Source organism: Gillisella vitis (genome assembly GCF_001541345.2).
GTDB lineage: Bacteria > Pseudomonadota > Alphaproteobacteria > Rhizobiales > Rhizobiaceae > Allorhizobium > Allorhizobium vitis.
This window is the reverse complement of the sequence record NZ_LMVL02000003.1, coordinates 291764-316443: the sequence shown is the minus strand read 5'-3', so window position 1 is coordinate 316443 and position 24680 is coordinate 291764. Positions and strand designations below refer to the sequence as shown.

24 protein-coding genes and 3 tRNA genes are annotated in these 24680 nt (G+C 57.0%); 2 read left to right on the top strand and 25 right to left on the bottom strand.

Translation table 11 applies throughout. From position 1 onward, the window contains the following. Window positions 1-474 precede the first annotated feature (474 nt). Complete coding sequence (locus ASB66_RS11570; protein ID WP_060715757.1) at window positions 475-744, bottom strand: DUF1467 family protein; 270 nt, start codon at window positions 742-744, stop codon at window positions 475-477. A gap of 156 nt (window positions 745-900) precedes the next feature. Then, window positions 901-1494 (bottom strand): TetR/AcrR family transcriptional regulator, encoded by a 594-nt coding sequence (locus tag ASB66_RS11565; RefSeq protein WP_060715758.1) that lies wholly within the window; start codon window positions 1492-1494, stop codon window positions 901-903. Window positions 1495-1651: 157 nt separating this feature from the next. Here ASB66_RS11565 and ASB66_RS11560 point away from each other — a divergent pair, with 157 nt between their 5' ends. Further along, window positions 1652-2050 (top strand): RidA family protein, encoded by a 399-nt coding sequence (locus ASB66_RS11560; protein ID WP_060715759.1) that lies wholly within the window; start codon window positions 1652-1654, stop codon window positions 2048-2050. A 30-nt stretch (window positions 2051-2080) separates the two neighbouring features. Here the strand turns inward: ASB66_RS11560 and mce are convergent, their stop codons facing one another. From mce to ASB66_RS11455, 21 genes are all read right to left on the bottom strand, one after another. Then, a complete protein-coding gene (gene mce, locus ASB66_RS11555) occupies window positions 2081-2485 on the bottom strand; it encodes a methylmalonyl-CoA epimerase (protein ID WP_060715760.1) in 405 nt (134 codons plus the stop codon). A gap of 120 nt (window positions 2486-2605) precedes the next feature. Further along, window positions 2606-4273, bottom strand: a complete 1668-nt coding sequence (locus tag ASB66_RS11550; protein WP_015915664.1) for a ribonuclease J — start codon at window positions 4271-4273, stop codon at window positions 2606-2608. Then, window positions 4270-5058 carry a biotin--[acetyl-CoA-carboxylase] ligase gene (locus tag ASB66_RS11545; RefSeq protein WP_060715761.1) on the bottom strand — a complete coding sequence of 263 codons (789 nt, stop codon included), beginning with the start codon at window positions 5056-5058 and terminating at the stop codon, window positions 4270-4272. Before ASB66_RS11545 ends, ASB66_RS11550 begins: the two co-directional genes overlap by 4 nt. Continuing rightward, window positions 5055-6494 (bottom strand): NADH-quinone oxidoreductase subunit NuoN, encoded by a 1440-nt coding sequence (nuoN, locus tag ASB66_RS11540; RefSeq protein WP_060715762.1) that lies wholly within the window; start codon window positions 6492-6494, stop codon window positions 5055-5057. The genes ASB66_RS11545 and nuoN overlap by 4 nt, the downstream gene beginning before the upstream one ends. 17 nt (window positions 6495-6511) lie before the next feature. Beyond that, window positions 6512-8023 (bottom strand): NADH-quinone oxidoreductase subunit M, encoded by a 1512-nt coding sequence (locus ASB66_RS11535; protein ID WP_060715763.1) that lies wholly within the window; start codon window positions 8021-8023, stop codon window positions 6512-6514. Beyond that, window positions 8023-10014, bottom strand: a complete 1992-nt coding sequence (gene nuoL / locus ASB66_RS11530; RefSeq protein WP_060715764.1) for an NADH-quinone oxidoreductase subunit L — start codon at window positions 10012-10014, stop codon at window positions 8023-8025. Before nuoL ends, ASB66_RS11535 begins: the two co-directional genes overlap by 1 nt. Window positions 10015-10021: 7 nt before the next feature. Further along, the gene (nuoK, locus tag ASB66_RS11525; RefSeq protein ID WP_060715765.1) at window positions 10022-10330 is read right to left on the bottom strand and encodes an NADH-quinone oxidoreductase subunit NuoK; all 309 of its coding nucleotides are present in this window, start codon (window positions 10328-10330) and stop codon (window positions 10022-10024) included. Between the two features lie 32 nt (window positions 10331-10362). After that, a complete protein-coding gene (locus ASB66_RS11520) occupies window positions 10363-10977 on the bottom strand; it encodes an NADH-quinone oxidoreductase subunit J (protein ID WP_060715766.1) in 615 nt (204 codons plus the stop codon). A 154-nt stretch (window positions 10978-11131) separates the two neighbouring features. Further along, window positions 11132-11623 (bottom strand): NADH-quinone oxidoreductase subunit NuoI, encoded by a 492-nt coding sequence (nuoI, locus tag ASB66_RS11515; protein ID WP_015915657.1) that lies wholly within the window; start codon window positions 11621-11623, stop codon window positions 11132-11134. 40 nt (window positions 11624-11663) lie between these two features. After that, window positions 11664-12707 (bottom strand): NADH-quinone oxidoreductase subunit NuoH, encoded by a 1044-nt coding sequence (gene nuoH / locus ASB66_RS11510; RefSeq protein WP_060715767.1) that lies wholly within the window; start codon window positions 12705-12707, stop codon window positions 11664-11666. A gap of 12 nt (window positions 12708-12719) precedes the next feature. After that, entirely contained in the window at window positions 12720-14801 is a 2082-nt protein-coding gene (gene nuoG, locus ASB66_RS11505; protein ID WP_060715768.1) for an NADH-quinone oxidoreductase subunit NuoG, read from the bottom strand. A gap of 282 nt (window positions 14802-15083) precedes the next feature. Beyond that, entirely contained in the window at window positions 15084-15815 is a 732-nt protein-coding gene (locus ASB66_RS11500; protein WP_147274036.1) for a 5' DNA nuclease, read from the bottom strand. A gap of 44 nt (window positions 15816-15859) precedes the next feature. Beyond that, window positions 15860-17164 (bottom strand): NADH-quinone oxidoreductase subunit NuoF, encoded by a 1305-nt coding sequence (gene nuoF, locus ASB66_RS11495; RefSeq protein ID WP_060715770.1) that lies wholly within the window; start codon window positions 17162-17164, stop codon window positions 15860-15862. Window positions 17165-17167: 3 nt separating this feature from the next. Next, a complete protein-coding gene (nuoE, locus tag ASB66_RS11490) occupies window positions 17168-17968 on the bottom strand; it encodes an NADH-quinone oxidoreductase subunit NuoE (protein WP_060715771.1) in 801 nt (266 codons plus the stop codon). 18 nt (window positions 17969-17986) lie between these two features. Next, window positions 17987-18226, bottom strand: coding sequence for a hypothetical protein (locus ASB66_RS11485; RefSeq protein ID WP_060715772.1), 240 nt, complete (start codon window positions 18224-18226; stop codon window positions 17987-17989). Next, window positions 18226-19416 carry an NADH-quinone oxidoreductase subunit D gene (locus ASB66_RS11480; protein ID WP_060715773.1) on the bottom strand — a complete coding sequence of 397 codons (1191 nt, stop codon included), beginning with the start codon at window positions 19414-19416 and terminating at the stop codon, window positions 18226-18228. Before ASB66_RS11480 ends, ASB66_RS11485 begins: the two co-directional genes overlap by 1 nt. 18 nt (window positions 19417-19434) lie before the next feature. Continuing rightward, on the bottom strand, window positions 19435-20037 hold the full coding sequence (locus ASB66_RS11475; protein WP_060715774.1) for an NADH-quinone oxidoreductase subunit C: 603 nt from the start codon (window positions 20035-20037) through the stop codon (window positions 19435-19437). Between the two features lie 17 nt (window positions 20038-20054). After that, window positions 20055-20642 carry a NuoB/complex I 20 kDa subunit family protein gene (locus ASB66_RS11470; protein ID WP_015915649.1) on the bottom strand — a complete coding sequence of 196 codons (588 nt, stop codon included), beginning with the start codon at window positions 20640-20642 and terminating at the stop codon, window positions 20055-20057. Further along, window positions 20633-20998, bottom strand: coding sequence for an NADH-quinone oxidoreductase subunit A (locus ASB66_RS11465; RefSeq protein ID WP_060716016.1), 366 nt, complete (start codon window positions 20996-20998; stop codon window positions 20633-20635). The genes ASB66_RS11470 and ASB66_RS11465 overlap by 10 nt, the downstream gene beginning before the upstream one ends. 224 nt (window positions 20999-21222) lie before the next feature. Beyond that, window positions 21223-21299, bottom strand: a tRNA-Asp gene (locus ASB66_RS11460). 61 nt (window positions 21300-21360) lie between these two features. After that, window positions 21361-21437, bottom strand: a tRNA-Asp gene (locus ASB66_RS11455). 495 nt (window positions 21438-21932) lie between these two features. On the opposite strand from ASB66_RS11455, the gene ASB66_RS11450 reads away from it, so the two are divergent. Continuing rightward, window positions 21933-22008: transfer RNA gene (locus ASB66_RS11450), tRNA-Val, on the top strand. A gap of 156 nt (window positions 22009-22164) precedes the next feature. Here the strand turns inward: ASB66_RS11450 and ASB66_RS11445 are convergent. Further along, window positions 22165-22998, bottom strand: coding sequence for a p-hydroxycinnamoyl CoA hydratase/lyase (locus ASB66_RS11445; protein WP_015915645.1), 834 nt, complete (start codon window positions 22996-22998; stop codon window positions 22165-22167). Window positions 22999-23009: 11 nt separating this feature from the next. Continuing rightward, entirely contained in the window at window positions 23010-24608 is a 1599-nt protein-coding gene (locus tag ASB66_RS11440; RefSeq protein WP_060715775.1) for an AMP-binding protein, read from the bottom strand. Between the last annotated feature and the right edge of the window lie 72 nt (window positions 24609-24680).

Genomic DNA, 24680 nt, shown 5'->3' with positions numbered 1-24680 from the left:
GCCTCATGCAGAGACATCTTGAAGATAGGCGCGTTCTGGCTGGTTCATGACTGGACACCTGGTAAAAGAACCGAGATACACTTCGAAAACCGGGGCAAATCACTCACGCCTGAGCATTCGCTCATGGTCCAACCATGTCAAAATATTGACAAATCAGCAAAAATTTCCAGTTCAATTTCTTTTTTTAGAAAGCTGTAACAAAAATGCAAAAAGTTGATGACAAGTCTGCCTTGTTGAGCTAGTTTACGCTCACAAAACAGGCAGAAAGCTTAAATTTCTGCCGATTTCGCGGTTAAAGTCTTGGGAGGATCAGATCTTAGGCGCGGTCATTCGCAGCCCCTTAATTGGTGAAAGGTCACGCGACATTTCAATAACAAGGTCTTCGGGCCTTGTTTTTTTTTGCCCATACGGTGTGTCCGCTTACAGGACACACCCATTGCTTAGCGAATATCTGGGCTTAACGAATATCGAGGCTCAGCGAATATCAGGCATGACGTGCGGCAGATCGGAAAAGCTGAAGCCGAAATAGCCAGACACAAAATTCCAGCCAAAAAAGATGACGGCGGCAACAATCGTCGTTGTGCCCATCACCCGCCAGAAGCGGAAGCCTGCTGGGGCGCTGGCCACAGTGCCAGGAACGATGTCGCTTTCTTCGTCCTGCGTCCGCACTCCAAAGGGCAGGACAGCAAACAGCGTGACCCACCAGAGAATGAAATAGATCGCTCCACCGGTAACCCAGGACATCACTCTTCCTCCCCGAAATGCACCCCGAACGCAGTCTTAAGAGCGCAACCTACAGCATCGGGCCGAAAAGTGGAAACCGGTTTTCGGGAAACCCCGAGCTTATCGGCAGTGCTTTTCACACCGTGATTATTCAATCCGGCAGTGTGGGCAAACCAATCAAAGAGGGTTGCGAAGCAGGCCTTCAGCCATGGCGCGGAAAGCCTCGACCGCCTTTGGCAAGACATTTTCCGGATCGTCGCTGGCCGCAATCCAAAGTGCCGCATCAAGGGCAGCCCCGCTCAGAAGCCGTGCGGCGGCTTCCGCATCAACCGGCTTTAGAACCCCCTGAGCAATAAGGCTCTCCAAGGCCCGCCGGGTTATCTGAAGACAAGTGTTCTGGCTTGGCCATTTGGAGGGGTCACCCAACACTGCGGGCCCGTCAAGCAACACGATGCGCTGCACCTCCGGTTCCATTGCCATTTCGATATAGGCCACGCCCTCAGCCAGCAGACGCTGCCAGTCCGTCGCGGCATGAGAACCGATTTGCTGGGCGCGCGCAGCCATTTCCGAATCGATCTGGTCGACAACCGCCGCCAGCAGGCCGCGTTTGTCGCCAAAATTATGATAAAGCGCACCGCGCGTCAGCCCCGCATCGGCGGTCAACTCGTCCATGGACGCCGCCGCATATCCCTTTTCAGCAAAGGCTTTCCGTCCAGCCGCGATCAACTTGACGCGGTTTTCCTCCATGGTTTCTCGTCGGGACTTTGCCATTCAGACCTCACTTCATATACGAGATGTATGCGAATTTGACATGCAGTTCGTATATGGTTACTTTATATACGTTGCGTATACGAAATACCAACTGCAGTGTGAAGCCACGCGCAGACCCACTCACATTGTCATCCGGCAACCCAGAGAAGAGAAAAAAATGGCTGAACGCGAAGCAATCTTTCCTGCCAACCGGCATGCTCTTTACGAAAAACAGGGATATTCCGCCGCCATACGTTCCGGTGACCTTTTGTTCGTGTCAGGTGAGGTCGGCAGCCGTGACGATGGAACACCTGAGCCTGATTTCAAGCGTCAAGTCCAACTGGCTTTTGAAAATCTTAGGGCTGTCTTGGGTGCTGCGGGATGCGGTGTCGAGGATATCGTTGATGTAACGACGTTTCACACGGACCCCGAACAGCAGTTTCCAATCATAATGCCTGTCAAGCAGGAAATCTTTCACAGCGCACCCTATCCGAACTGGACGGCCGTTGGGGTCACCTGGCTTGCCGGTTTCGATTTTGAAATAAAGGTCATTGCCCGTATTCCACATATTCATTGAAACCGAACCATCAAAGGAATCAGGGATGACCTAGAGTTGCTCGAGTTCGATCAATGTCCCAGTAAAATCCTTGGGGTGCAGGAAAAGTACCGGCTTGCCATGCGCCCCGATTTTCGGTTCACCATCTCCCAAAACGCGGGCACCTTTGGAGATCAGGCGGTCTCGCGCGGCGTAAATATCATCCACCTCATAGCAGATATGGTGCATGCCACCATTGGGCGACTTTTCCAGAAAGGCTTTGATCGGGGAGTGATCGCCCAGGGGCTCCAGAAGTTCGACCTTGGTATTTGGCAGTTCGACAAAAACTACCGTCACACCATGCTCCGGCAAGGCTTGAGCAGCGGAAACCGTCGCGCCAAGCGTGTCAGCGTAAGTCTCCACCGCAGAGCCAAGATCTGGCACGGCGATGGCGATATGGTTGACCCGGCCCAGCATACGCTTCTCCCATGTCTGCGCAGATAGAGCGCCATTATCCCGAGATGAATGGCGCTCCATGTCTGTTGATAGCTGACCTATTCCGGCTCCAGAAATATCCCTTGCCAGCGGCTCCGGCAATCAGACCTTGGTCACAAAAACCGTAACCACCGGCTTCTTGCCCCAGCACTCATTGGCCGTAGAGCGCACAGCGCGACGGATGCTTTCACGCAAGGCGCCAAGATCCTTGCGCCGTGTGCGCGGAATGCTCTCGACGGCGCTCAGCACGGCGTCATAGAGAATGTCCTCCATGTCATCACCTTCCAGATCTTCCGCTGGCAGGCCATGGGCAACCACTTCCGGATCGTCGCGGAACTCGAAGCGTTCGTCCAGGAGGACGCTGACCGAGACATGGCCTGCAAAAGACAGCTTACGCCGCTCACCAATGCCCATCTGCTCGAAATCGCCCAGCAGTTTGCCATCCTTGAAGACCCGGCCATACGGCGCTTCACCGATGACTTCGGCAGGACCAGGCGCCAGCCGCAGAATGTCGCCGTTGCGCACTTTCGGCACCTGCGCAATCCCGGCTTCCAGAGCCAGTTTCTGCTGCGCCGTCAGGTGGGCCGCCTCGCCATGAACAGGGACGAGAATTTGCGGGCGCGTCCATTGGTACATCTGCAAAAGTTCGTTGCGACGTGGATGACCAGAGACATGAACCAGCGCGTCGCTATCGGTCACGATGGTTACGCCCTGCTCGATCAAACCATTCTTGATATCGTTGATCGGCTTTTCATTGCCAGGAATAGCACGAGACGAGAAAACGACCGTATCGCCTTTGGTCAGCGCCACATTGCGCATTTCATCGCGTGACAGCTTGGCAAGTGCCGCGCGCGATTCGCCCTGGCTGCCGGTCAGGATCACGACGACCTTGTCACGGGGAATGTACCCATATTCGTCCTCGGCGATAAAAGGCTGCACGCCTTCCATCAGTCCGACATCGCGCGCCACACCCACAACCCTTTTCAAGGAACTGCCCAGCAACAACACTTCACGCCCTGCTGCCTCAGCCGCCTTGGCAATCGAACGGATACGTCCGACATTGGAGGAAAACGTGGTGATCGCCACCCGTCCTTCCGCTGTCTGGATGATCTTGCGCAATCCTTCCGAGACTTCCTGTTCGGAGGGCGAAACCCCCTCGCGCATCGCGTTGGTGCTATCGCACATCACGGCCAGCACGCCCTCGTCGCCAAGAGCGCGGAACCGCGCCTCATCGGTCAACGGGCCAAGTGATGGTGCATGGTCGATCTTCCAGTCACCGGTATGGATGACATTGCCAAGTGGGGTGCGAATAATCAACGACATCGGTTCGGGAATCGAATGATTGACATCCGAAGCCTCGACAACGAAGGGACCGACATGGACCTTGTCGCCTGGCTTGAAAGGCGTTACCGGAATTTCAGCCCGGGTTCCCTCATAATTGCGCTTGGCCTCTAGCATGCCTGCGGTAAAACCCGAGGCATAGACCGGAACATTCAGGCCCGGCCAGATATCGTTCAATCCGCCATAATGATCTTCATGCGCGTGGGTGATGAAGATCGCCTTAAGCCTGTTTTTCTGCGAGAGAACGAAGCGGATATCAGGCAGCACCAGATCCACGCCTGGCAGATCGGGACCAGGGAAGGTCACGCCGCAATCCACCATGATCCATTCCCGGTTCTTCGGCGGGCCAAAGCCGTAAAGCGCCAGGTTCATGCCGATTTCACCTACGCCGCCCAGCGGCAGAAATACCAGTTCGTCTGTCTTTGTCATTCTTTCCTTGGCCCATTCGGCTCGAAAAACACATCTCCCGCCGCAACTGGCGTGATGCCTAGCGAACCCCGGTCGAGCAATAATATCCCTTTATCATCGATTCCTGAAAACACACCGGAAATCGACCGATCCGGAAGATTGACGGTTATTTTCTCGCCGATCCCACACGCGACATGCCGCCAGCGCTGCATTACGGCCTTGACGCCACGGCCCCGATCCCAGAGCGCCAAGGCATCCGCCATGGCAGCGAAAAGATGCGTGAAAAGCTCATCAGGTGTAACGGTTGCGCCATGTTCGGCGAGCGAGGCCGTAGGATACGGCGTTTCAGTGGGTTTAAAAAGAAGATTGATGCCAATGCCGATAACCAGGGCATTGCGACCATCCGGGGTCCGCTCCGCTTCCAGCAGAATGCCGGAGGTTTTGGCACGACCAATCAGCACATCATTCGGCCATTTGATTTCCAGAGGCGGCGCACCCGACGGCAATACAACGCCAATCGCATCATGCACGGCCACGGCCACGGCCAGCGGCAGCGAGGCCAAATCGGCCAAAGGCGCCGGATCGATCAATAAAAGAGAGCTATAGAGATTGCCAGGCTCCGAGGCCCAAGGCCTGCCACGACGCCCCCGGCCACCTGTCTGACGGTTGGCCGTGATCCAGAGATTTCCCGGATCACCGTCACGGGCCCTGATCAGGCATTGCTGGTTGGTGGAATCCACCTCGTCCAGCGCAATATGTCGGAAGGCGTCGAGCGCCTTCCGACGATGGGTGGAATAGTCGCTCAACGGAACAAGGTCGCTGCCGCTGCCGACGCCGCACTGCCGATCGGTCCACCGATCAACACATAGGCAATGACGAACAGACCGGACAGGCCAAAGACCACCCGCAACGTGCCAGACGTCGCGGCAAACTCGATCTTGGCATCATCGAACCACATGACCTTGACGAGGCGCAGGTAGTAGTAGGCGCCGATAACCGAGGCCAGAACGCCGATAATCGCCAGGGCATAGAGATGTGCCTCGATAGCGGCCAGGAAGACGAAATACTTCCCGAAGAAGCCAGCGAGCGGCGGAATGCCGGCCAGCGAGAACATCAGTGCCGTCAGAACGAAGGCCATGAACGGACGGGTCTGCGACAGACCAGCCAGATCATCCACTGTTTCGAGCGCCTCCCCCTCCTTGGTCCGCATCGCCATGATGCAGGCGAAGGTACCGAGGTTCATGATCAGGTAGATCAGCATATAGAGCAGAACGCCCTCGATGCCCTGCTTGGAACCAGCGGCCAGGCCGACCAGAGCGTACCCCATATGACCAATGGAGGAATAGGCCATCAGGCGCTTGATATTGCGTTGACCGATGGCGGCAACCGAACCCAAAACCATGGAGGCGATCGCAATGAACACGACGATCTGCTGCCATTCAGCGGTGATCGGCTGGAAGGCGTCGATGACGATGCGCACCAGGATCGCCATGGCGCCAACTTTTGGGGCGGCAGCAAGAAAGGCCGTGACGGGGGTCGGCGCGCCTTCGTAAACATCCGGTGTCCACATATGAAAGGGAACGGCGGAAATCTTGAAGGCGAGACCGGCGAGCACGAAGACCAGACCGAAAATAAGTCCGAGATTGGTGTGACCAGCAGCCAGGACGGCAGCGATTTTGTCGAACTCCACATTGCCGGTAAAGCCGTAGACCAGAGACATGCCGTAGAGCAACATGCCTGACGACAGGGCACCAAGCACGAAATATTTCAGGCCAGCTTCCGAAGACCGCGCGCTGTCGCGGTTCATGGCGGCGATGACGTAGAGCGCCAGAGACTGGAGTTCCAGCGACATATAAAGAGAGATCAGGCTATTGGCCGAGATCATCAACAGAATGCCCAGCGTCGCCAGCACCAACAAGACCGGAAACTCGAACTTGTCGAGATCGTTGGAGCGTGCCTGACCGACCGCCATCACCATGGTGGTGATGGAACCAATCAGGGCCAGGACCTTCATGAAACGCGCATAGCCGTCAGAGATATAGGCCCCGCCGAAGGCGACACCATCGGCGGGCATCAACAGGATCCACGCGCAGGCGGCGGCCAGAAGCGCCACAGCCAGGCCTGTCACCAACGAGGTCTTGTTGGTGAACACGCCGATCATCAGCAATACCAGCGCGCCAACCGCAAGCAGAAGCTCCGGCGTGACGAGATGCAGGCTTGCAAGGAGAGTTTCAGCATTCATGTCCAATGATCCTGTCGTCAGTTCACCAGGAGCGCAACATTTTGCGCAGCCTGCAGAGCAGCGGTGTAGTTATTCAAAAGCGCATCCACCGAGGCCGTCGTCACGTCAAAGATCGGGGCCGGATAGACACCGAACAGGATGGTGAGCGCGATCAACGGATAAAGCGTGACCTTTTCGCGGAACGACAGATCGAGAAGCGCTTTCAGGCTCTCCTTGTCCAGTGCCCCGAAAACGACCCGGCGATAGAGCCAGAGCGCGTAGGCCGCCGACAGGATAACGCCGGTGGCGGCAAACAATGCCACCCAGCTATTGGCCCGGAACGCACCAATCAGCGTCAGGAATTCGCCGATAAAGCCCGAGGTGCCAGGCAAGCCGACATTGGCCATGGTGAAAATCATGAAGGCCAGCGCGTATTTCGGCATATTGTTGGCGAGACCGCCATAGGCGGCGATTTCGCGGGTATGCATGCGGTCATAGATCACGCCGACGCAGAGAAACAGGGCGCTTGAGACAAAGCCGTGGCTGATCATCTGGAAAACTGCACCCTGCAAGCCTTGGGTATTGGCAGCAAAGATACCCATTGTCACATAGCCCATATGCGCAATGGAGGAATAGGCAATCAGCTTCTTCATATCCTCCTGCATCAGCGCCACCAACGAGGTGTAGATGATGGCAATGACCGAGAGGGCAAAGACCGCAGGTGCGAAATAGTCAGAGGCTAGCGGAAACATCGCCAGCGAAAAGCGAATGAACCCATAACCGCCGAGCTTCAGCATGATCCCTGCCAGAATGACAGAGCCAGCGGTCGGCGCCTGCACGTGGGCATCGGGAAGCCAAGTATGGACAGGCCACATCGGCATCTTCACCGCAAAGGATGCAAAGAAGGCCAGCCATAGCACCGTCTGCAAATGCGGCGGGAATTTATGAGCCAGAAGCGCCGCGATATCGGTCGTGCCAGCATCCCAGTACATCGCCATGATCGCCAGCATCATCAGCACCGAGCCGAGCAGCGTATAGAGGAAGAACTTATAGGAAGCGTAGACGCGATCCTTGCCACCCCAAACGCCGATGATGATGAACATCGGGATCAGGCCAGCTTCGAAGAACACGTAGAACAGCACGATATCGAGCGACACGAACACGCCGATCATCATCACTTCAAGGATGAGGAAGGCGATCATGTATTCCTTGATCCGCTTCTGCACTGACGTCCAGCTGGCGAGCACGCAGAACGGCATAAGGAATGCCGTCAACACCACGAACAGCATGGAAATGCCATCGACGCCGAGGTGATAGGCAATGCCGGTGCCGAGCCAGGGATGATTTTCCACCATCTGGAAGCCTGGATTGGCGTTATCGAAGCCAATCCAGACGAAAAGCGAAACAATGAAGGTCGCGACCGTGGTCAACAACGAAATGTTGAGAACGTTCCGGCGTCCGGATGTGGTGTCGCCATTCATCAGCAGCAGCAGGGCAACCCCGACCAGCGGCAGAAAGGTGACCGTTGAAAGAATTGGCCAATCGGTCATCAGATCGAACTCCCGAGCATCATCCAGGTAATAAGCGCTGCAATTCCGAGCAGCATTGCGAACGCATAGTGGTAGAGATAGCCGGATTGCAGCCGGACAACCCGCTGCGTCAGACCTGCAACCCCGGCAGCAACGCCGTTCGGGCCATAAGCATCAATGGTGGCCACATCGCCCTTCTTCCACAGGAACCGGCCAAGCGCCTTGGCGGAGCGTACGAAGAGGAAGTCATAAAGCTCGTCGAAATACCACTTGTTGAGCAGGAATTGGTAGAGAAGCCACTGGCTTTGCGCCAGCTTCTTCGGCGTTTCCGGCGACTTGATATACATGTACCAAGCGGTGACCAGGCCGACGAGCATAGCAACAAACGGGCTGAGCTTCACCCAGGTCGGAACGTGATGGACCTCGTGGAGGACTTCATTATGCGCACCGGTAAACAACGCCCCCTTCCAGAACTCGGCATAGGCTTCGCCGAAGAAGTAGTCATGGAAGATAAAGCCTGCGAACAAGGCACCAGCGGTCAGCAAGTAAAGCGGCACCAGCATGACCTGAGGCGATTCATGCACATGATGCATGACTTCGTGCGAGGCGCGCGGCTTGCCGAAGAAGGTCATGAACGCCAGGCGCCAGGAATAGAAGCTGGTGAACAGGGCGGCAATGACCAGAAGCACGAAGGCAAAGGTTGAAACACCTGTGCCAGCGGCAAAGGAGGATTCGATAATCGCATCCTTGGAGAAAAAGCCTGCCGTACCGATCATCGTTCCCGGAATGCCGACACCAGTCAGCGCCAGATTGCCGATGGTCATCGCCCAGAAGGTCACTGGGATATGTTTGCGTAAGCCCCCCATGTGACGCATGTCCTGTTCGCCATCAACGGCATGAATGACCGAACCGGCACCAAGGAACAGCAGGGCCTTAAAGAATGCGTGCGTGAACAGGTGGAAAATGGCCGCGCCATAAGCACCGACGCCAAGCGCCACGAACATGTAACCGAGCTGCGAGCAGGTCGAATAGGCAATCACCCGCTTGATGTCGTTCTGCACGAGACCGACGGTGGCCGCGAAGAACGCCGTGATCGCACCGACGATGGTGACGACCGTCAGGGCATCTGGCGACAGTTCGAAGACCGGCGACATGCGGGCAACGAGGAAGACACCGGCGGTGACCATGGTTGCCGCGTGGATCAGCGCCGAAACCGGTGTCGGCCCCTCCATCGCATCCGGCAGCCAGGTATGCAGCAGGAACTGTGCCGACTTACCCATGGCGCCCATGAACAGCAGCAGGCAGGCTGCGGTGACCGCATGGCCCTTGTCGAGATGCATACCGAACAGATTAATGACAGCGTCACCGGCAGGTGCGCCTTCAGCCGGCAGATATGTCTGAGCCGAAGCGAAGATCGTCTCGAAATTGATCGAACCGAACAGCACGAACAGCGTGGCGATGCCGAGAATAAAGCCAAAGTCGCCGACACGGTTGACGATGAAGGCTTTCATGGCAGCAGCCGTTGCAGACGGTTTCTTGAACCAGAAACCGATCAGCAGATAAGAGGCCAGACCGACGCCTTCCCAGCCGAAGAACATCTGCAGGAGATTGTCTGACGTGACCAGCATCAACATTGCGAAGGTAAACAGCGACAGATAGCTGAAGAAGCGCGGACGATGCGGATCGTGATGCATGTAGCCGATGGAATAGAGATGCACCAGCGTCGAGACGCTGTTGACCACCACCAGCATGACCGCTGTCAGCGTGTCGATCCTCAACGCCCATTCAACGTCGATGCCGCCGACCTGGATCCAGCGCAGCACGGGGACCTTGATCAATTCCGAATGACCGAACCCGACCGAGATGAACACGTACCAGGACAGGGCAGCAGTCAGCACCATGAAGCCGGTGGTGATGAATTCCGATGCCTTGGCGCCGATCTGGCGACCGAACAGGCCGGCGATGAGCGCGCCAAGCAGCGGAAGAAAGACGATTGTCTTATACAATAGCATAGCCGTATCAGCCCTTCATCATGTTGACGTCTTCAACGGCGATCGATCCGCGGTTGCGGTAGAAGACAACGAGGATAGCAAGGCCGATCGCGGCTTCCGCAGCCGCGACGGTCAGGATAAACAGCGCGAAAACCTGGCCGACGATATCATTGAGGAATGCCGAGAAGGCCACCATGTTGACGTTGACCGCTAGAAGAATGAGTTCCACCGACATCAGGATAACGATGATGTTCTTTCGGTTCAGGAAGATACCGAAGACGCCCAGCATGAACAGGATCGCGCTGACGGTGAGATAATGGGAAAGTCCGATTTCCATTGTTCGTTTCCTTGAGATCCCTTGCCTTCAGCTCAGATGCCCTGGCCGGGCTTGACCTTGACCACCTTGATGGCAGTCGCCGGTCCACGTGCAACCTGGTGTGCAATATTCTGCCGCTTGATGTGCTGGCGGTGACGCAACGTCAGCACAATCGCGCCGATCATGGCCACCAGCAGCACAAGGCCGGCAATTTGGAAGAAGAAGACATAATTGGTATAGAGCACATCGCCGAGTGCCGCCGTGTTCTGACGGTCCGCCAGCGCGGGGATCGGCATGGTGATCGCCTGCTTAGCAGCAGGCGAAATGACCGAGCCGCCAATCACGAAGATCAGTTCAGCTGCAACGATGGCACCGATCAAGGCCGCCAGGGGACCATGTTTCGAAGCCCCTGCCCTCAATTCCGTGAAGTCGATGTCCAGCATCATCACCACGAACAGGAAAAGCACTGCAACCGCGCCGACATAGACGACCAGCAGGATCATCGCCAGGAACTCGGCACCCGTCAGCATGAACAGACCAGCCGCGTTGACGAAGGTGAGGATGAGGAACAAAACCGAATGAACCGGATTGCGTGACGAAATAACCATGAACGCCGACGCAATCGCGACAAAGGCGAAAAGGTAGAAAAAGATTGCCTGAAGACCCATGATGGTGCCTTTTCATCTTCCCCAGGAGCGCGGCGCGGCCGTGTCCCATGAAATGCCAGTGGCCCGGGCCGGACCAGCCATGCATTTCGTTTCAATTTCAAACCGGGACGGACAGATCTTGCCCAACCGCCATCGGTTTCCTCAAAAGACGATCTCAGCGGTAGGGAGCATCCTGCGCAAGATTGCGCGCAATTTCCCGCTCCCACCGATCTCCATTGGCCAGAAGCTTGGCCTTGTCGAAATAGAGTTCTTCGCGTGATTCCGTCGAGAATTCGAAATTCGGACCTTCGACGATCGCATCGACCGGGCAGGCTTCCTGACAGAAGCCGCAATAGATGCATTTTACCATGTCGATATCGTAACGAACCGTGCGGCGCGTGCCATCGTTGCGGCGTGGGCCGGCTTCGATGGTAATCGCCTGGGCCGGACAGATCGCCTCGCATAATTTGCAGGCAATGCAACGTTCCTCGCCATTTGGATAGCGGCGCAACGCATGCTCGCCGCGAAAGCGCGGGCTAACGGGGCCTTTCTCAAACGGATAGTTCACGGTCGCCTTCTGCTTGAAAAAGTAACGCATCGACAGGAAAAATGCGTTGACGAACTCTTTCAGAAACAGCGAGCGGACAGCCTGGGAAACACTTGCCATCTTCAAACTCCAATTCTGCCGAAATCTGCGGGGTGAAGGCTCATGCCCAGCCCCCCAGCTTCAACACGAATGCAACAATAACCACCATGGCCAGCGACAGCGGCAGGAACACTTTCCAGCCCAGGCGCATCAACTGGTCATAACGGTAGCGCGGAACGATCGCCTTGGTGATGCCGAACATGAAGAACACCAGCGTCGCCTTGAGGATGAACCAGATAATGCCAGGCACCCAGTTGAGGACGGCAATGTCCAACGGCGGCAACCAGCCACCCAGGAACAGGATGGTGGTCAGGGCGCACATCAACACGATGGCCGCATACTCGCCCAGCATGAACATCATGTAAGGGGTCGATCCGTATTCCACCATGAAGCCGGCAACCAGTTCGGATTCAGCTTCAGGCAGGTCGAAGGGGGGACGATTGGTCTCCGCCAGCGCCGAGATGAAGAAGATCACAAACATCGGAAACAGCGATAACCAATGCCAGTCCAGCAGCGAGGACGGCATGCCCATCATCGTGCCGAGACCATGGTTCTGGGAATTGACGATGTCGGTGAGGTTCAGAGATCCAGCACACAGCAGTACCGTGACGATGACGAAGCCGATCGAAACTTCGTAGGAGACCATCTGCGCCGCAGAGCGCAGCGCACCAAGGAACGGGTATTTCGAGTTGGACGCCCAGCCCCCCATGATAATGCCGTAGACTTCCAACGAGGAAATCGCAAACACATAGAGAATGCCGACATTGATATTGGCAATCACCCAGCCCTGGTTGAGCGGAATAACCGCCCAGGTCGCCAGCGCCAGCGTCACGGCCACCAACGGCGCCAGCAGGAAAACGGCCTTATTGGCGCCAGCCGGAATGATCGGTTCCTTGAACACGAATTTCAAAAGGTCGGCGAAGGACTGGAAAAGCCCCCAGGGACCCACCACATTTGGACCACGGCGCAATTGTACCGCCGCCCAGATCTTGCGGTCTGCCAAGAGGATATAGGCAATGAACACCAGCAGGCAGACCAGCAGCAGCAGGGACTGGCCGATCATGATGGCCGCCGGCCACACATAGGTAGAAACGAAACTGTCCATGGTCCCTTGCCCTTACTCTGCCGCAGCCTTGAAATTATTGCGGGCCAATGCCGAACACTCGGCCATCACCGCAGACGCGCGTGCAATCGGGTTTGTCAAATAGAAGTCTTTGATCGGAGACGCAAACCCGGATTGGGTCATGTTCCCGCCTTTTTTTGCCAAGGCGTCGATTTCCGCCGGATTGCCTACGGCAATCTCGTCAAGCGCGGCAAAATGCGGATAGGCCTGATAAAGCTTCTGGCGCAGTTGGCCAAGCGAATCGAACGGCAGCTTTTTGCCGAGAACGTCCGAAAGCGCGCGCAGCACAGCCCAGTCCTCGCGGGCTTCGCCAGGTGCGAAACCAGCGCGGTTGCCAAGCTGGACGCGACCCTCGGTGTTTACCCAGGTACCCGACTTTTCCGTATAGGCGGCTGCCGGCAAGATAATATCGGCATTCTGGGCGCCGTTATCGCCATGCGAACCAATATAGACTGTCAGTTTCGCGGTCTTGGCCGACAGATCCAGTTCATCGGCACCAAGCAGGAAGAGAACATCCATTGCACCAGGCATTTCTGCCGCCGTCTTGCCGCCCTGCCCTGGCACGAAGCCGAGATCGAGGCCACCGACGCGCGATGCGGCGGTATGCAGAACACCGAAACCGTTCCAGCTTTCGCCGACCGCACCGACGGCAACAGCAAGCGCTGCGACCTGAGCCAGCACGGCAGCGCCGTCACCACGGGTCAAGGCGCCCTGGCCAATGATGATCAAGGGCTTGGCAGCCGCCTTCAAAGCCTCAAAGAAGCTGTTCTTGCCAGCAACCAAATCGGAAAGCGTATCAGTACCCGCACCCAGATAGCTATAATCATAACGCAGGTCGGCGTTCTCGCCGATTACGCCGATCGGGAAGCCACCACGACGCCACCGCTTGCGGATACGCGCATTCATGACCGCCGCTTCAAGGCGCGGATTGCAACCGATCAGCAACAGCGCGTCGGCATCCTCGATGCCCTCGATGGTCGAGTTGAGGATATAGGTTGAGCGCCCAAGAGCCGGATCGAGCGCCGTGCCATCCTGGCGACAATCGTAACTGGTGGAACCAAGCGAGGTTAGCAGTTCCTTCAGCGCATACATTTCCTCGACGGAGGCCAGATCGCCAGCAATCGCGCCGATCTTCGAGCCGTTGGTAGCCGAGACGGCAGTCTTGATTTCGGCGAAGGCTTCCGGCCATGTTGCTGGCTGGAGACGTCCATTGCGCCGCACGTAAGGCCGGTCCAGACGTTGAGTCTTCAATCCGTCCCAGATGAAGCGGCTCTTATCGGAAATCCACTCTTCATTGATGCTATCATTGACGCGCGGCATGACCCGCATCACTTCACGACCGCGCGTATCGACGCGAATTGCCGAACCCAGCGCATCCATCACATCGACCGATTCGGTCTTTCCCAATTCCCACGGACGGGCCGTGAAGGCGAAGGGCTTGGACGTCAGCGCACCGACCGGGCAGAGATCAACGACATTGCCCTGCAATTCCGAGGTCATCGCCTGTTCGAGATAGGTAGTGATTTCGGCATCCTCGCCACGACCAATCAGGCCGAGTTCGGCAATGCCAGCCACTTCGGTGGTGAAGCGGACGCAGCGCGTGCAGTGAATGCAACGGTTCATCACCGTCTTGACCAGCGGTCCGATATATTTGTCCTCGACGGCACGCTTGTCCTCGCCATAGCGGGAACTGTCGATACCGAAGGCCATGGCCTGGTCCTGCAAGTCGCATTCACCGCCCTGGTCACAGATTGGACAATCGAGCGGATGGTTGATGAGGAGGAACTCCATCACCCCTTCACGCGCCTTCTTGACCATTGGCGTATTGGTATAGACTTCAGGCAACTCGCCATTCGGACCACCGCGGATATCGCGGACGCCCATGGCGCAGGAGGCTGCCGGCTTTGGCGGGCCACCCTTCACCTCAACAAGGCACATACGACAATTGCCAGCTACCGAAAGCCGCTCGTGGAAACAAAAACGCGGAACTTCAGCACCCGCCTCCTCGCACGCCTGAAGCAGCGTGAAATGATCGGGAACCTCGATCTCCTTACCGTCGACTTTCAGCTTTGCCATATTCGCCTTCCTGTCTCACGTCCATCGCAGCCGCCGCTTGTTCAGTCCGGCCAGGAAAATCGCACAGGATTTTCCGCTACGCATGTCTCAGTTCTCGACCGCTCGCCTGCTTTGTATCCCATCAGTCAAGGTGGGATGCATGGCGGCAGAGCGCCCTTAATTCATCCAATAGGCCTTCGCCTATTTTTTCCGTGCCGTGCTTCATACATGAGACACAAAACACGTCGTAACACATTCTATCTCAATCACAATTCCTAAACCGACGCCGACATACCCGCCTAATCAAGCACCGGTCAGCTTGCGGGCCTGTCCGATCCAGTCATCACGCAGGATTCGACCGTCGAGACCAAGCTCCGCATCAATCCGTGTCGCATCTTCGGGCGTCCAGGTGGCGATATCATCAAGGCCATGAACACCCAGTTTACTGAGCATTTCCTGAACCTTCGGCCCGACACCGCCGATTGCCTTCAGATCAACCTTTTTGCCGGGCCGCCGGGCAGGTTTCACGGCAACAGGCCCGGCCTTCACTTCGGGTTCCGCTATAGGCGTCACAGGCGCGCCTATCGGTTTTTTGGTCGAACGCACTGCCGGGCTTTTTACCGGCTTGGCAGCCTGCGGCTTGCTCTTCGCTTTTGCGACGGGACGGCGCGCAGGTGCCACTTTGGGCAGAGCCAGAGCATCCGAAACCTGAGCCTCGACTGACTTCGGCGCCTGCGTTTCAGGCTTCAGGCTGACCTCAGACTCACCAGATGCAGGAACAGCCTCAGCCTTATCTTCCGGCACATCGTCCTTCGTCCGACGGGCAGGCTTGTCCATCATCGTCTGCATGGAACCGAGCATCACACCAGTCATCTGGGTGGCAAAACCGAAACCCAGCACCGTGGCAGCCGCAAAGGCAGCCATCGGATTGGCCATCAAAGCATGCAGTGACGATCCGGACATCTCAGCGCCGCGGCTGGTATCAGCCGACTTTGCCGATACATCCGTTCCCGTCTGTTTTGAAGCCTCAACCATTGCATCACCTTTGTTACTCGGCACCATTATAACCGGAGCCTTCGTTACTCAGCCGCTTCCATGACCGCGCCATGGTCCATGGCTTTGCGGGTATATTCATCGATCCTGGCCTCGATCTCAGGCCGGAAATTACGGATCAGACCCTGGATCGGCCAAGCAGCCGCATCGCCAAGCGCGCAGATCGTATGACCTTCAATCTGCTTGGTGACCTGGAACAGCATGTCGATTTCGCGCTTCTGGGCATTGCCCTTCACCATGCGCTCCATCACCCGCCACATCCAGCCGGTCCCTTCACGGCACGGCGTGCATTGGCCACAGCTCTCGTGCTTGAAGAACTGCGACAACCGGGCAATCGCCTTGATGATATCGGTGGACTTGTCCATGACAATAATCGCTGCCGTACCGAACGAGGATTTCACATCACGCAGCCCATCGAAATCCATCGGTACGTCAATAATATCTTCCGCCTTGACCACCGGACAGGACGCGCCGCCGGGAATGACGGCCAGAAGATTGTCCCAACCGCCGCGAATGCCGCCAGCATGCCGCTCGATCAGTTCGCGGAACGTGATCCCCATAGTTTCTTCAACCGTGCAGGGCTTGTTGACATGACCGGAGATCATAAACAGCTTGGTGCCGACATTGTTCGGGCGACCGAAGGATGAGAACCAACCCGCGCCACGGCGCAGGATGGTCGGTGCGACCGCAATCGATTCGACATTGTTGACCGTCGTCGGGCAACCATAGAGGCCCATATTGGCCGGAAACGGCGGCTTCAGGCGTGGCTGGCCCTTCTTGCCCTCAAGGCTTTCGAGCAAAGCCGTTTCCTCGCCGCAGATATAGGCCCCTGCGCCATGGTGAACGTAAATATCATAATCCCAGCCGAGCTTGTTGTTTTTGCCCAGCAATCCGTATTCGTAGCATTCGTCGATCGCAGCCTGAAGCGCTTCGCGTTCGCGCATATATTCGCCGCGCACATAGATATAGGCAGCGTGGGCGCCCATGGCGAAACCGGCAATCACGCAGCCTTCCAGCAGCGTATGCGGGTCATGGCGCATGATTTCCCGGTCCTTGCAGGTGCCGGGCTCGGATTCATCGGCGTTCACCACCAGATAATGCGGACGACCGTCGCTTTCCTTCGGCATGAAGGACCACTTCAGACCAGTCGGAAAGCCTGCGCCACCGCGACCGCGAAGACCGGAGGCCTTCATCTCATTGATGATCCAGTCGCGTCCCTTTTCCAGGATCTGCTTGGTCCCGTCCCAGTGGCCGCGGCTCATCGCGCCTTTCAGGGATTTGTCCTTCAAGCCATAGATATTGGTGAAAATGCGGTCCTTATCCTGTAACATCTCTCACCCCTTGGCCTTGTCGGCAGTGTCGCCGGAGACTTTCGCATTCTCGCTCGCTGCCGGCTTGTCGGTCGCGGGCGTCTTCAGCTTCGGATCGGTAACCGGCGTATCGGTGACCGGGCGGGCCGCGTTGGACGGCGGAACCGTTGCCGCATCCTGGCCAGATTGCCCCTCGCCCCAACGGACCGGAGTGATCTCTTCCGTCAGACTGGTCAATCCGCCTTCAGGCGCGGAAAACACCCGATCGATCTGCGGGCCAGTCTTGACCTCTGCACCCTTGCCGGCTTCGAAGGCGTCAATGATGTCCTCGAGACGCTCGGGCGTCAGGTCCTCATAGGCATCCTTGAAAATGATCACCATCGGCGCGTTGACGCAGGCACCCTGACACTCGACCTCTTCCCAGGACAGGGTCCCTGTCGCATTACGCTCCAAAGGCTCCGGATGGATCTTTTTCTTACAGATTTTCATCAGCTCTTCCGAGCCGCGCAACATGCAGGGCGTCGTGCCGCAGACCTGGATATGGGCTTTGGTGCCGACCGGCTTCAACTGGAACTGAGTATAGAAGGTCGCCACTTCGAGCACGCGGATATAGGGCATGTCGAGCTTGTCCGCGACGAATTCGATCGTCGCCTTGGTGACCCAGCCGTCCTGCTCCTGCGCCCGCATCAACAGCGGGATGACAGCGGATTGCTGACGCCCCTCCGGATATTTGCGGATGGTGGCTTCGGCCCAAACGGCATTCTCCTCGCTAAAAGCGAAGGATGCGGGCTGGAATTGATCTTCGGCTAAACGACGAACGGACATACTTCCTCACGCCTTATCTCAGTTTTTGAACAGTAGACCTTGATGCGTCGCCATGACGGCATCCCGGCCTGCGTTCAGATTGTCCTTCTCGCGGACGCTGACGAGCAATGCGGCAGAAAGCCCGATTGCCGCCTGCAGAGCAGACGGCATGGCGGGACAGTGCCGGTCGGTCCCAACGGATTGCAATGCGTAGCGCCAACCTGCAACCGACGTTGCAAGACGAGCACCACACTGCCGATCCGAAAGGATAAGCTGCATCAACGATCCACCTCACCAAACACGATGTCGAGAGACCCCAGCACCGCCGTTACGTCAGCAAGCTGGTGACCGCGCGACATGAAGTCCATGGCCTGCAGATGCACGAACCCAGGAGCGCGAATCTTGCAGCGATACGGCTTGTTTGTGCCGTCCGCCACCAGATAGACCCCGAATTCGCCCTTCGGCGCCTCGACGGCCGCATAGACTTCGCCAGCCGGAACGTGGAAGCCTTCGGTATAAAGCTTGAAGTGATGGATAAGCGCTTCCATCGAGCGCTTCATCTCACCCCGTTTCGGCGGCACGACCTTGCCATCGACAGACGAAACCGGGCCAACGCGTGCGTCGCCGAGCAAGCGATTGACGCATTGCTTCATGATCTTCACCGATTCGCGCATTTCCATCATGCGGATCAGATAGCGGTCGTAGCAGTCGCCATTCTTACCAACCGGAATGTCGAATTCCATATCGGAATAGCATTCGTAAGGCTGCGAGCGGCGCAAATCCCAGGCTGCACCCGAACCGCGAACCATCACACCGGAGAAGCCCCATTTCCAGGCATCTTCCAGGCTGACGACGCCGATATCGACATTGCGCTGCTTGAAAATCCGGTTCTCGGTCAACAGACCTTCGATATCATCGAGAACTTTCAGGAAAGGATCGCACCAGGCACCGATATCCTCGACCAGTTTCGCCGGAATATCCTGGTGAATGCCACCAGGACGGAAATAGGCAGCATGCATGCGCGCGCCAGAAGCCCGCTCATAGAACACCATCAATTTTTCGCGCTCTTCGAAGCCCCAGACCGGTGGCGTCATCGCACCGACGTCCATCGCCTGGGTGGTGACGTTCATGATATGCGACAGGATACGACCGATTTCGGAATAGAGAACCCGGATCAACTGGCCGCGGATCGGAATTTCCAGGCCGAGAAGCTTTTCCACCGCCAAGCAATAGGCGTGCTCCTGGTTCATCGGCGCGACATAGTCCAGCCGGTCGAAATAGGGCAATGCCTGCAAATAGGTCTTGGCTTCGATTAGCTTTTCGGTGCCGCGGTGCAAGAGGCCGATATGCGGATCGACACGCTCGACGATTTCGCCGTCCAGTTCCAGCACGAGACGCAAAACGCCGTGCGCGGAAGGGTGTTCGGGACCGAAATTGATCGTGAAGTTACGGACGGAATGTTCAGTCATGATATTACCTTCCGCCCTTTACTTCGCTGCTTTTTCATCGCCGGGCAGCACGTAATCCGTGCCTTCCCAAGGCGAGAGAAAGTCGAAACTACGGAATTCCTGCTTCAACTCAACCGGTTCATAAACCACCCGCTTGACCGTGTCATCATAGCGGACTTCAACAAAGCCTGTCAGCGGAAAATCCTTGCGCAACGGATGGCCTTCAAAACCGTAATCGGTCAGCAGACGACGCAGATCCGGATGTCCGGTAAACATTACGCCATAGAGATCCCAGGCCTCGCGTTCAAACCAGTCGGCACCCGGAAACAGCGGACAGATCGAAGGAACCGGCTTGTCTTCGCTGGTGGAAAGCTTGATGCGGATGCGCTGGTTCTGCTTCGGCGCCAGGAAGTGATAGACCACCTCGAAACGCTCGACGCGCTCGGGATAATCCACACCGCAGATGTCGATGATATTGATGAAGCCGCAACGGGCGTCGTCACGCAGGAAAGTCACCAGCGCGTAAATATTTTCGACGGTCGTTGTGACCGTCAGTTCACCAAAGGCAACGGTGCTCGACAAAGCGAGACCACCGCTGTTTTCGGTGATGTGGGATGCCAGCACTTGCAGGGCTTCACTCATCTTGTCGGTCCCTCGCCTTAGCGCTCGATCGTGCCGGTGCGGCGGATTTTCTTCTGAAGCAGCAGGACGCCATAGAGCAGCGCCTCTGCCGTGGGGGGACAGCCCGGCACATAGATGTCGACAGGCACAACCCGGTCACAACCCCGAACCACGGAGTAAGAGTAGTGATAGTAGCCGCCACCATTGGCGCAGGAACCCATGGAGATCACATAGCGCGGCTCCGGCATCTGGTCATAGACCTTGCGCAAGGCGGGCGCCATCTTGTTGGTCAGGGTTCCGGCAACAATCATCACGTCCGACTGGCGCGGAGATGCGCGCGGCGCAACGCCGAAGCGCTCCATGTCGTAACGCGGGCCGGACGCCTGCATCAGGCCTTCGACGGCGCAGCAGGCCAGACCAAACTGCATCCACATCAAGGAGCCGGTACGCGCCCAGGTGATCAGAGCCTGGGTTGAGGTGACCAGAAAACCCTTGTCGGCCAACTCATCATTGATCTCGCCGAAAAACGTGCTGTCATTGCCAACCGGTTTGCCGGTGGCAGGGTCCAGAATACCCTTCGGCTGTGGTGCAACCAGGGTCTGGTGATCGCTTTGGCTCACTCCCATTCCAGGGCTCCCTTCTTCCATTCATAGATAAATCCGATGGTCAACACGCCGAGAAACACCATCATCGACCAGAAACCGAACCAGCCGATTGCACCGAAGGAAATCGCCCACGGAAACAGGAAGGCAACTTCGAGATCGAAGATGATGAAGAGAATCGAAACGAGGTAGAATCGGATATCGAACTTGACGCGGGCATCGTCAAAGGCGTTGAAGCCGCATTCATAGGCCGAAAGCTTTTCCGAGTCGGGCGCCTTGAATGCCACGGCAAACGGCGTCACCAAAAGGGCAATGCCGATAACCATCGCAATTCCGACGAAAACCACGATCGGAAGGTAGGAACTGAGGAGTTCAGTCATCGTATCCATCCTTGCTTGTCAAAACGCCGGGCGACGTTCACGGCAGAATACCGACAAGCCAAAAAGACTGTTGCAACGAGCCGTTGGTTAGCGCAGCCAGCGCCCGTGCGCAAGTGCGCTTCCCGCATTTCGCACATGCACACAAAGACTTTAACACCAAGAGCGAAGGCCGGTATAGAGCACTTCGCAATTCAGACAAAATAACGACTTGGAAAGAAGAGAAATGGCGCGAGTGACGGGGCTCGAACCCGCGACCTCCGGCGTGACAGGCCGGCACTCTAACCGACTGAGCTACACCCGCGCATTGACGATGCCGTGTCAAAGGCATCTGAATGGAAAGCCATTCACTTTTAGTACCAGGATGGCGCGAGTGACGGGGCTCGAACCCGCGACCTCCGGCGTGACAGGCCGGCACTCTAACCAACTGAGCTACACCCGCAATTTCCTGGTGGGAAGCTTGCTTCCCCGCTTATCGAGCGTCATGTGCCGTTCGATGAGCGGCTAACTAAGTTGTTCGTCGGTGGGTGTCAAGCAGCATTGAAAACAAAATCGTGACAGAGTGATTTTTCCCTGTTGATGGATAAAAAACACGGGCGATTGCGCACCGACACATCGGTCGACATAAGCAGGAAGAACTCGCAGGCCAAACCGCGCTGCACTTATCCACCGCCTGCCCCACCCTGCGGCATACAGACAGTCGCGCGCTTAACAGTCCTTCTCAGCCCCAATCCAGACATCAGGCCATACGAGCCCCCCAGAAAACCCTGGCCTGTTGATAACAGAGACCCTCAAGCCCGGAACTGCGGTTTTTTTATCCAGCCGTCATCTTGCCGTCGCAAAAAAAGAAAAAAAATCAAAAAACCCTCTTGCGGTTTTTTCAACGACCGAATAGATCACAGCCACCGACGCGGCGGGCACGACCCGATGACGCGAAGGGCGATTAGCTCAGTTGGTAGAGCGCCTCGTTTACACCGAGGATGTCGGGAGTTCGAGTCTCTCATCGCCCACCATTCTTCCCTGTATATTCAATATTTTGTCTGATTTACTTGGCCAACGCGGCTTTGTTTGTCGTTTTTTGGACGAGTTTCTCCGAGCTCGGCAAAAAAAGACCCGCCGGTGATTCCGCGGGTCTTTCATTCCTATGAATTATCGATGCTTTCGGGAGGTTACTTCCGTTTGTAAGCGCCAAGGCCAGGGCGATAGGTCTTATCATCCAGGAACTGTTTCAGGCCCTCGTCACGGCCCCGGGTCTTGTCCAGCAGCAGCATTTGCTCCAGCTTGGCATAGATATAGTCGTCGGCCAGTTCCCAGGGCATGTTGCGGACGCGCTTGAACGTGTCCTTGGCGGCTTTCATTGTCACAGGATTTTTCTCGAGCAGGCTGGCGCAGAGTTTGCGGACGCGGGTTTCCAGCTCTTCCAGTGGCACCGATTCGTTGACCAGGCCCATATCGCGGGCTTTTTCGCCACCAAAGGGCTCGCCGGTCATGATGTAATACAGCGAATCACGGTGATTCATCACCTCAGCAACAGCCCGGGTCACATTGCCACCGGGCAGTATGCCCCAGTTGATTTCCGAGAGTCCGAAAGTAGCCTCATTGGCGGCAATCGCCAGATCGCAGGCCACCAGCGGATTGAAGGCTCCGCCGAAGCACCAGCCATTGACCATGGCGATGGTCGGCTTTTCGAAATAGGTCAGGCGCTGCCACCATCCGCCCGACTGCCGGCGGCTTTTGAGGGTTGCGTGGCGGGGCTTGTCGTCATTGTCACGGAAATATTGCTGAAGATCCATGCCGGCAGACCACGAGGTTCCGGCACCGCGCAGCACCAGCACACCGCAACGGTCATCGGCTTCCAGTTCCTCAAGAACTTCCGCCATGCGAATATTCAGCGCCGGGTTCATCGCATTGCGTTTTTCCGGCCGGTTGAAGGTCACGAAGGCGATTCGGTCTTCAATGTCGACCAGCACGGTGTCTGCGTCGGATTTTTCTGCAACTGTCATGGTATGTCTCCTTATGCGCCGGGCTGACCGGACGCCGGTGTCGAACTGGATGAAAGGTGAGTGTAGGATTGGCGCAAAATGTGTTTCTGCACCTTGCCGGAAGCGGAACGGGGAATGGTATCCACAAACACCACGTGTTTGGGCCGTTTGAAGCTGGCAAGCCGATCCGCGCAATGGCGTAGGATATCGTGATCACGCAGGTCGTCGATGCCAGCGACGACCAGTGCCAGGCCGACCTCGCCCCATTCGGCATGGGCAAGGCCCATGACTGCGACATCGGCAACGCCGGGATGGGCGGCAATGGCCGCTTCAACCTCAGCCGGATAAACGTTTTCACCGCCGCTGATATACATGTCCTTCAGGCGGTCAGCGAGGTAGACGACGCCGTCCTGGACCCGCGCCATATCGCCGCTGCGAAACCAGCCATCGGTGAAGGCAGCCTCGGTCAGGTCCGGTCGGTTCCAATAGCCCTCGGTGACGCTCGGTCCTCGTAGCCAGATTTCACCGATTCCGCCATCAGTGACATCGGCACCATCGAAATCAACAACCCGAGTTTCAAGCAAGGGGGCCGCAAACCCGATACTGCCTGGATGACGGGCGATGAGTTGGCGGTCGAGCGGCATATGATAGGCCGTGCCGGTTTCACTCATCCCGTAACCATTGACCAGCGCAATGCCGTCATCGAGAAAACGCTCGATCAGCACCGGCGGCAAGGGCGCGCCCCCCAGGAAGATCGCCTTCAAACCCTGCAATGCAGCCGGGCTCCAGTTCGGCGAGTTCCGCAACGTACTGGCCATTTGCGGCACGCCACAGTAATGGCTCACGCCGATTTGGGCATCCGCCATGGTGGCAATCGTGCGTTCGGCGATAAATCGGTCAGAGATGACCAGCCGGGCGCCCATGACCATCGCGGTGCGCGCCAAGGCCACCAGCCCGATCGTGTGGAAAAACGGCAGATCGCAGAGCACGACCGATTCCGGCGTCACTTCACCGACGAACGCAAAATTCAAGGCGGAGAAAAACAGATTGCGGGCATTGAGCAACACACCCTTTGGCACGCCTGTCGTCCCGGATGTGTAGAGAATCACGCAAGTTCGGTCGGCAGATGGCGAGCGGGGCGTAATCGGCGTCAGTGTCGAGGCCTTGTCCAGAAAGCCTCCCTTGCCGGTCACGACTAGGCTTTCGACCTCGAAACTGCTACCGGCTTCGGCAAATTCCACATCGTACAGCAACAGCGTCGGTTCGCAGTCGGCAAGAATCAGCGAGATTTCTCGGGCGCTCAAGCGCCAGTTCAATGGCACGAAGATCGCACCGATCCGCTGGCAGGCAAAACAAACCGCGAATTGGGCAGTGGAATTGCGCCCGAGATAGGCAATACGGGCTGGGCTGTCCTGCCCCGTCCCTGCCCTTGCGATCACATCGTCAAGAGCGGCGACGCATCGCCCGATCAGCGTATCGAATTCAGAAAATGTCAGTGATTGCCCGGTTGCCAGCTCCATGACGGCTGGCCGATCCGGACCGCTATTGGCGCGGAACCGGACCGGGTCCTCCGCTACCATGCCGGCAAACGCCGACGAATCGCGCAAACCTGCGCTACCATAGTGCGACATAGATCCTCCCTGGCCAGTTCTCCCGACGGCCATTTAGTATGTATTACATATTATATTATCTTTCTGGAGGCA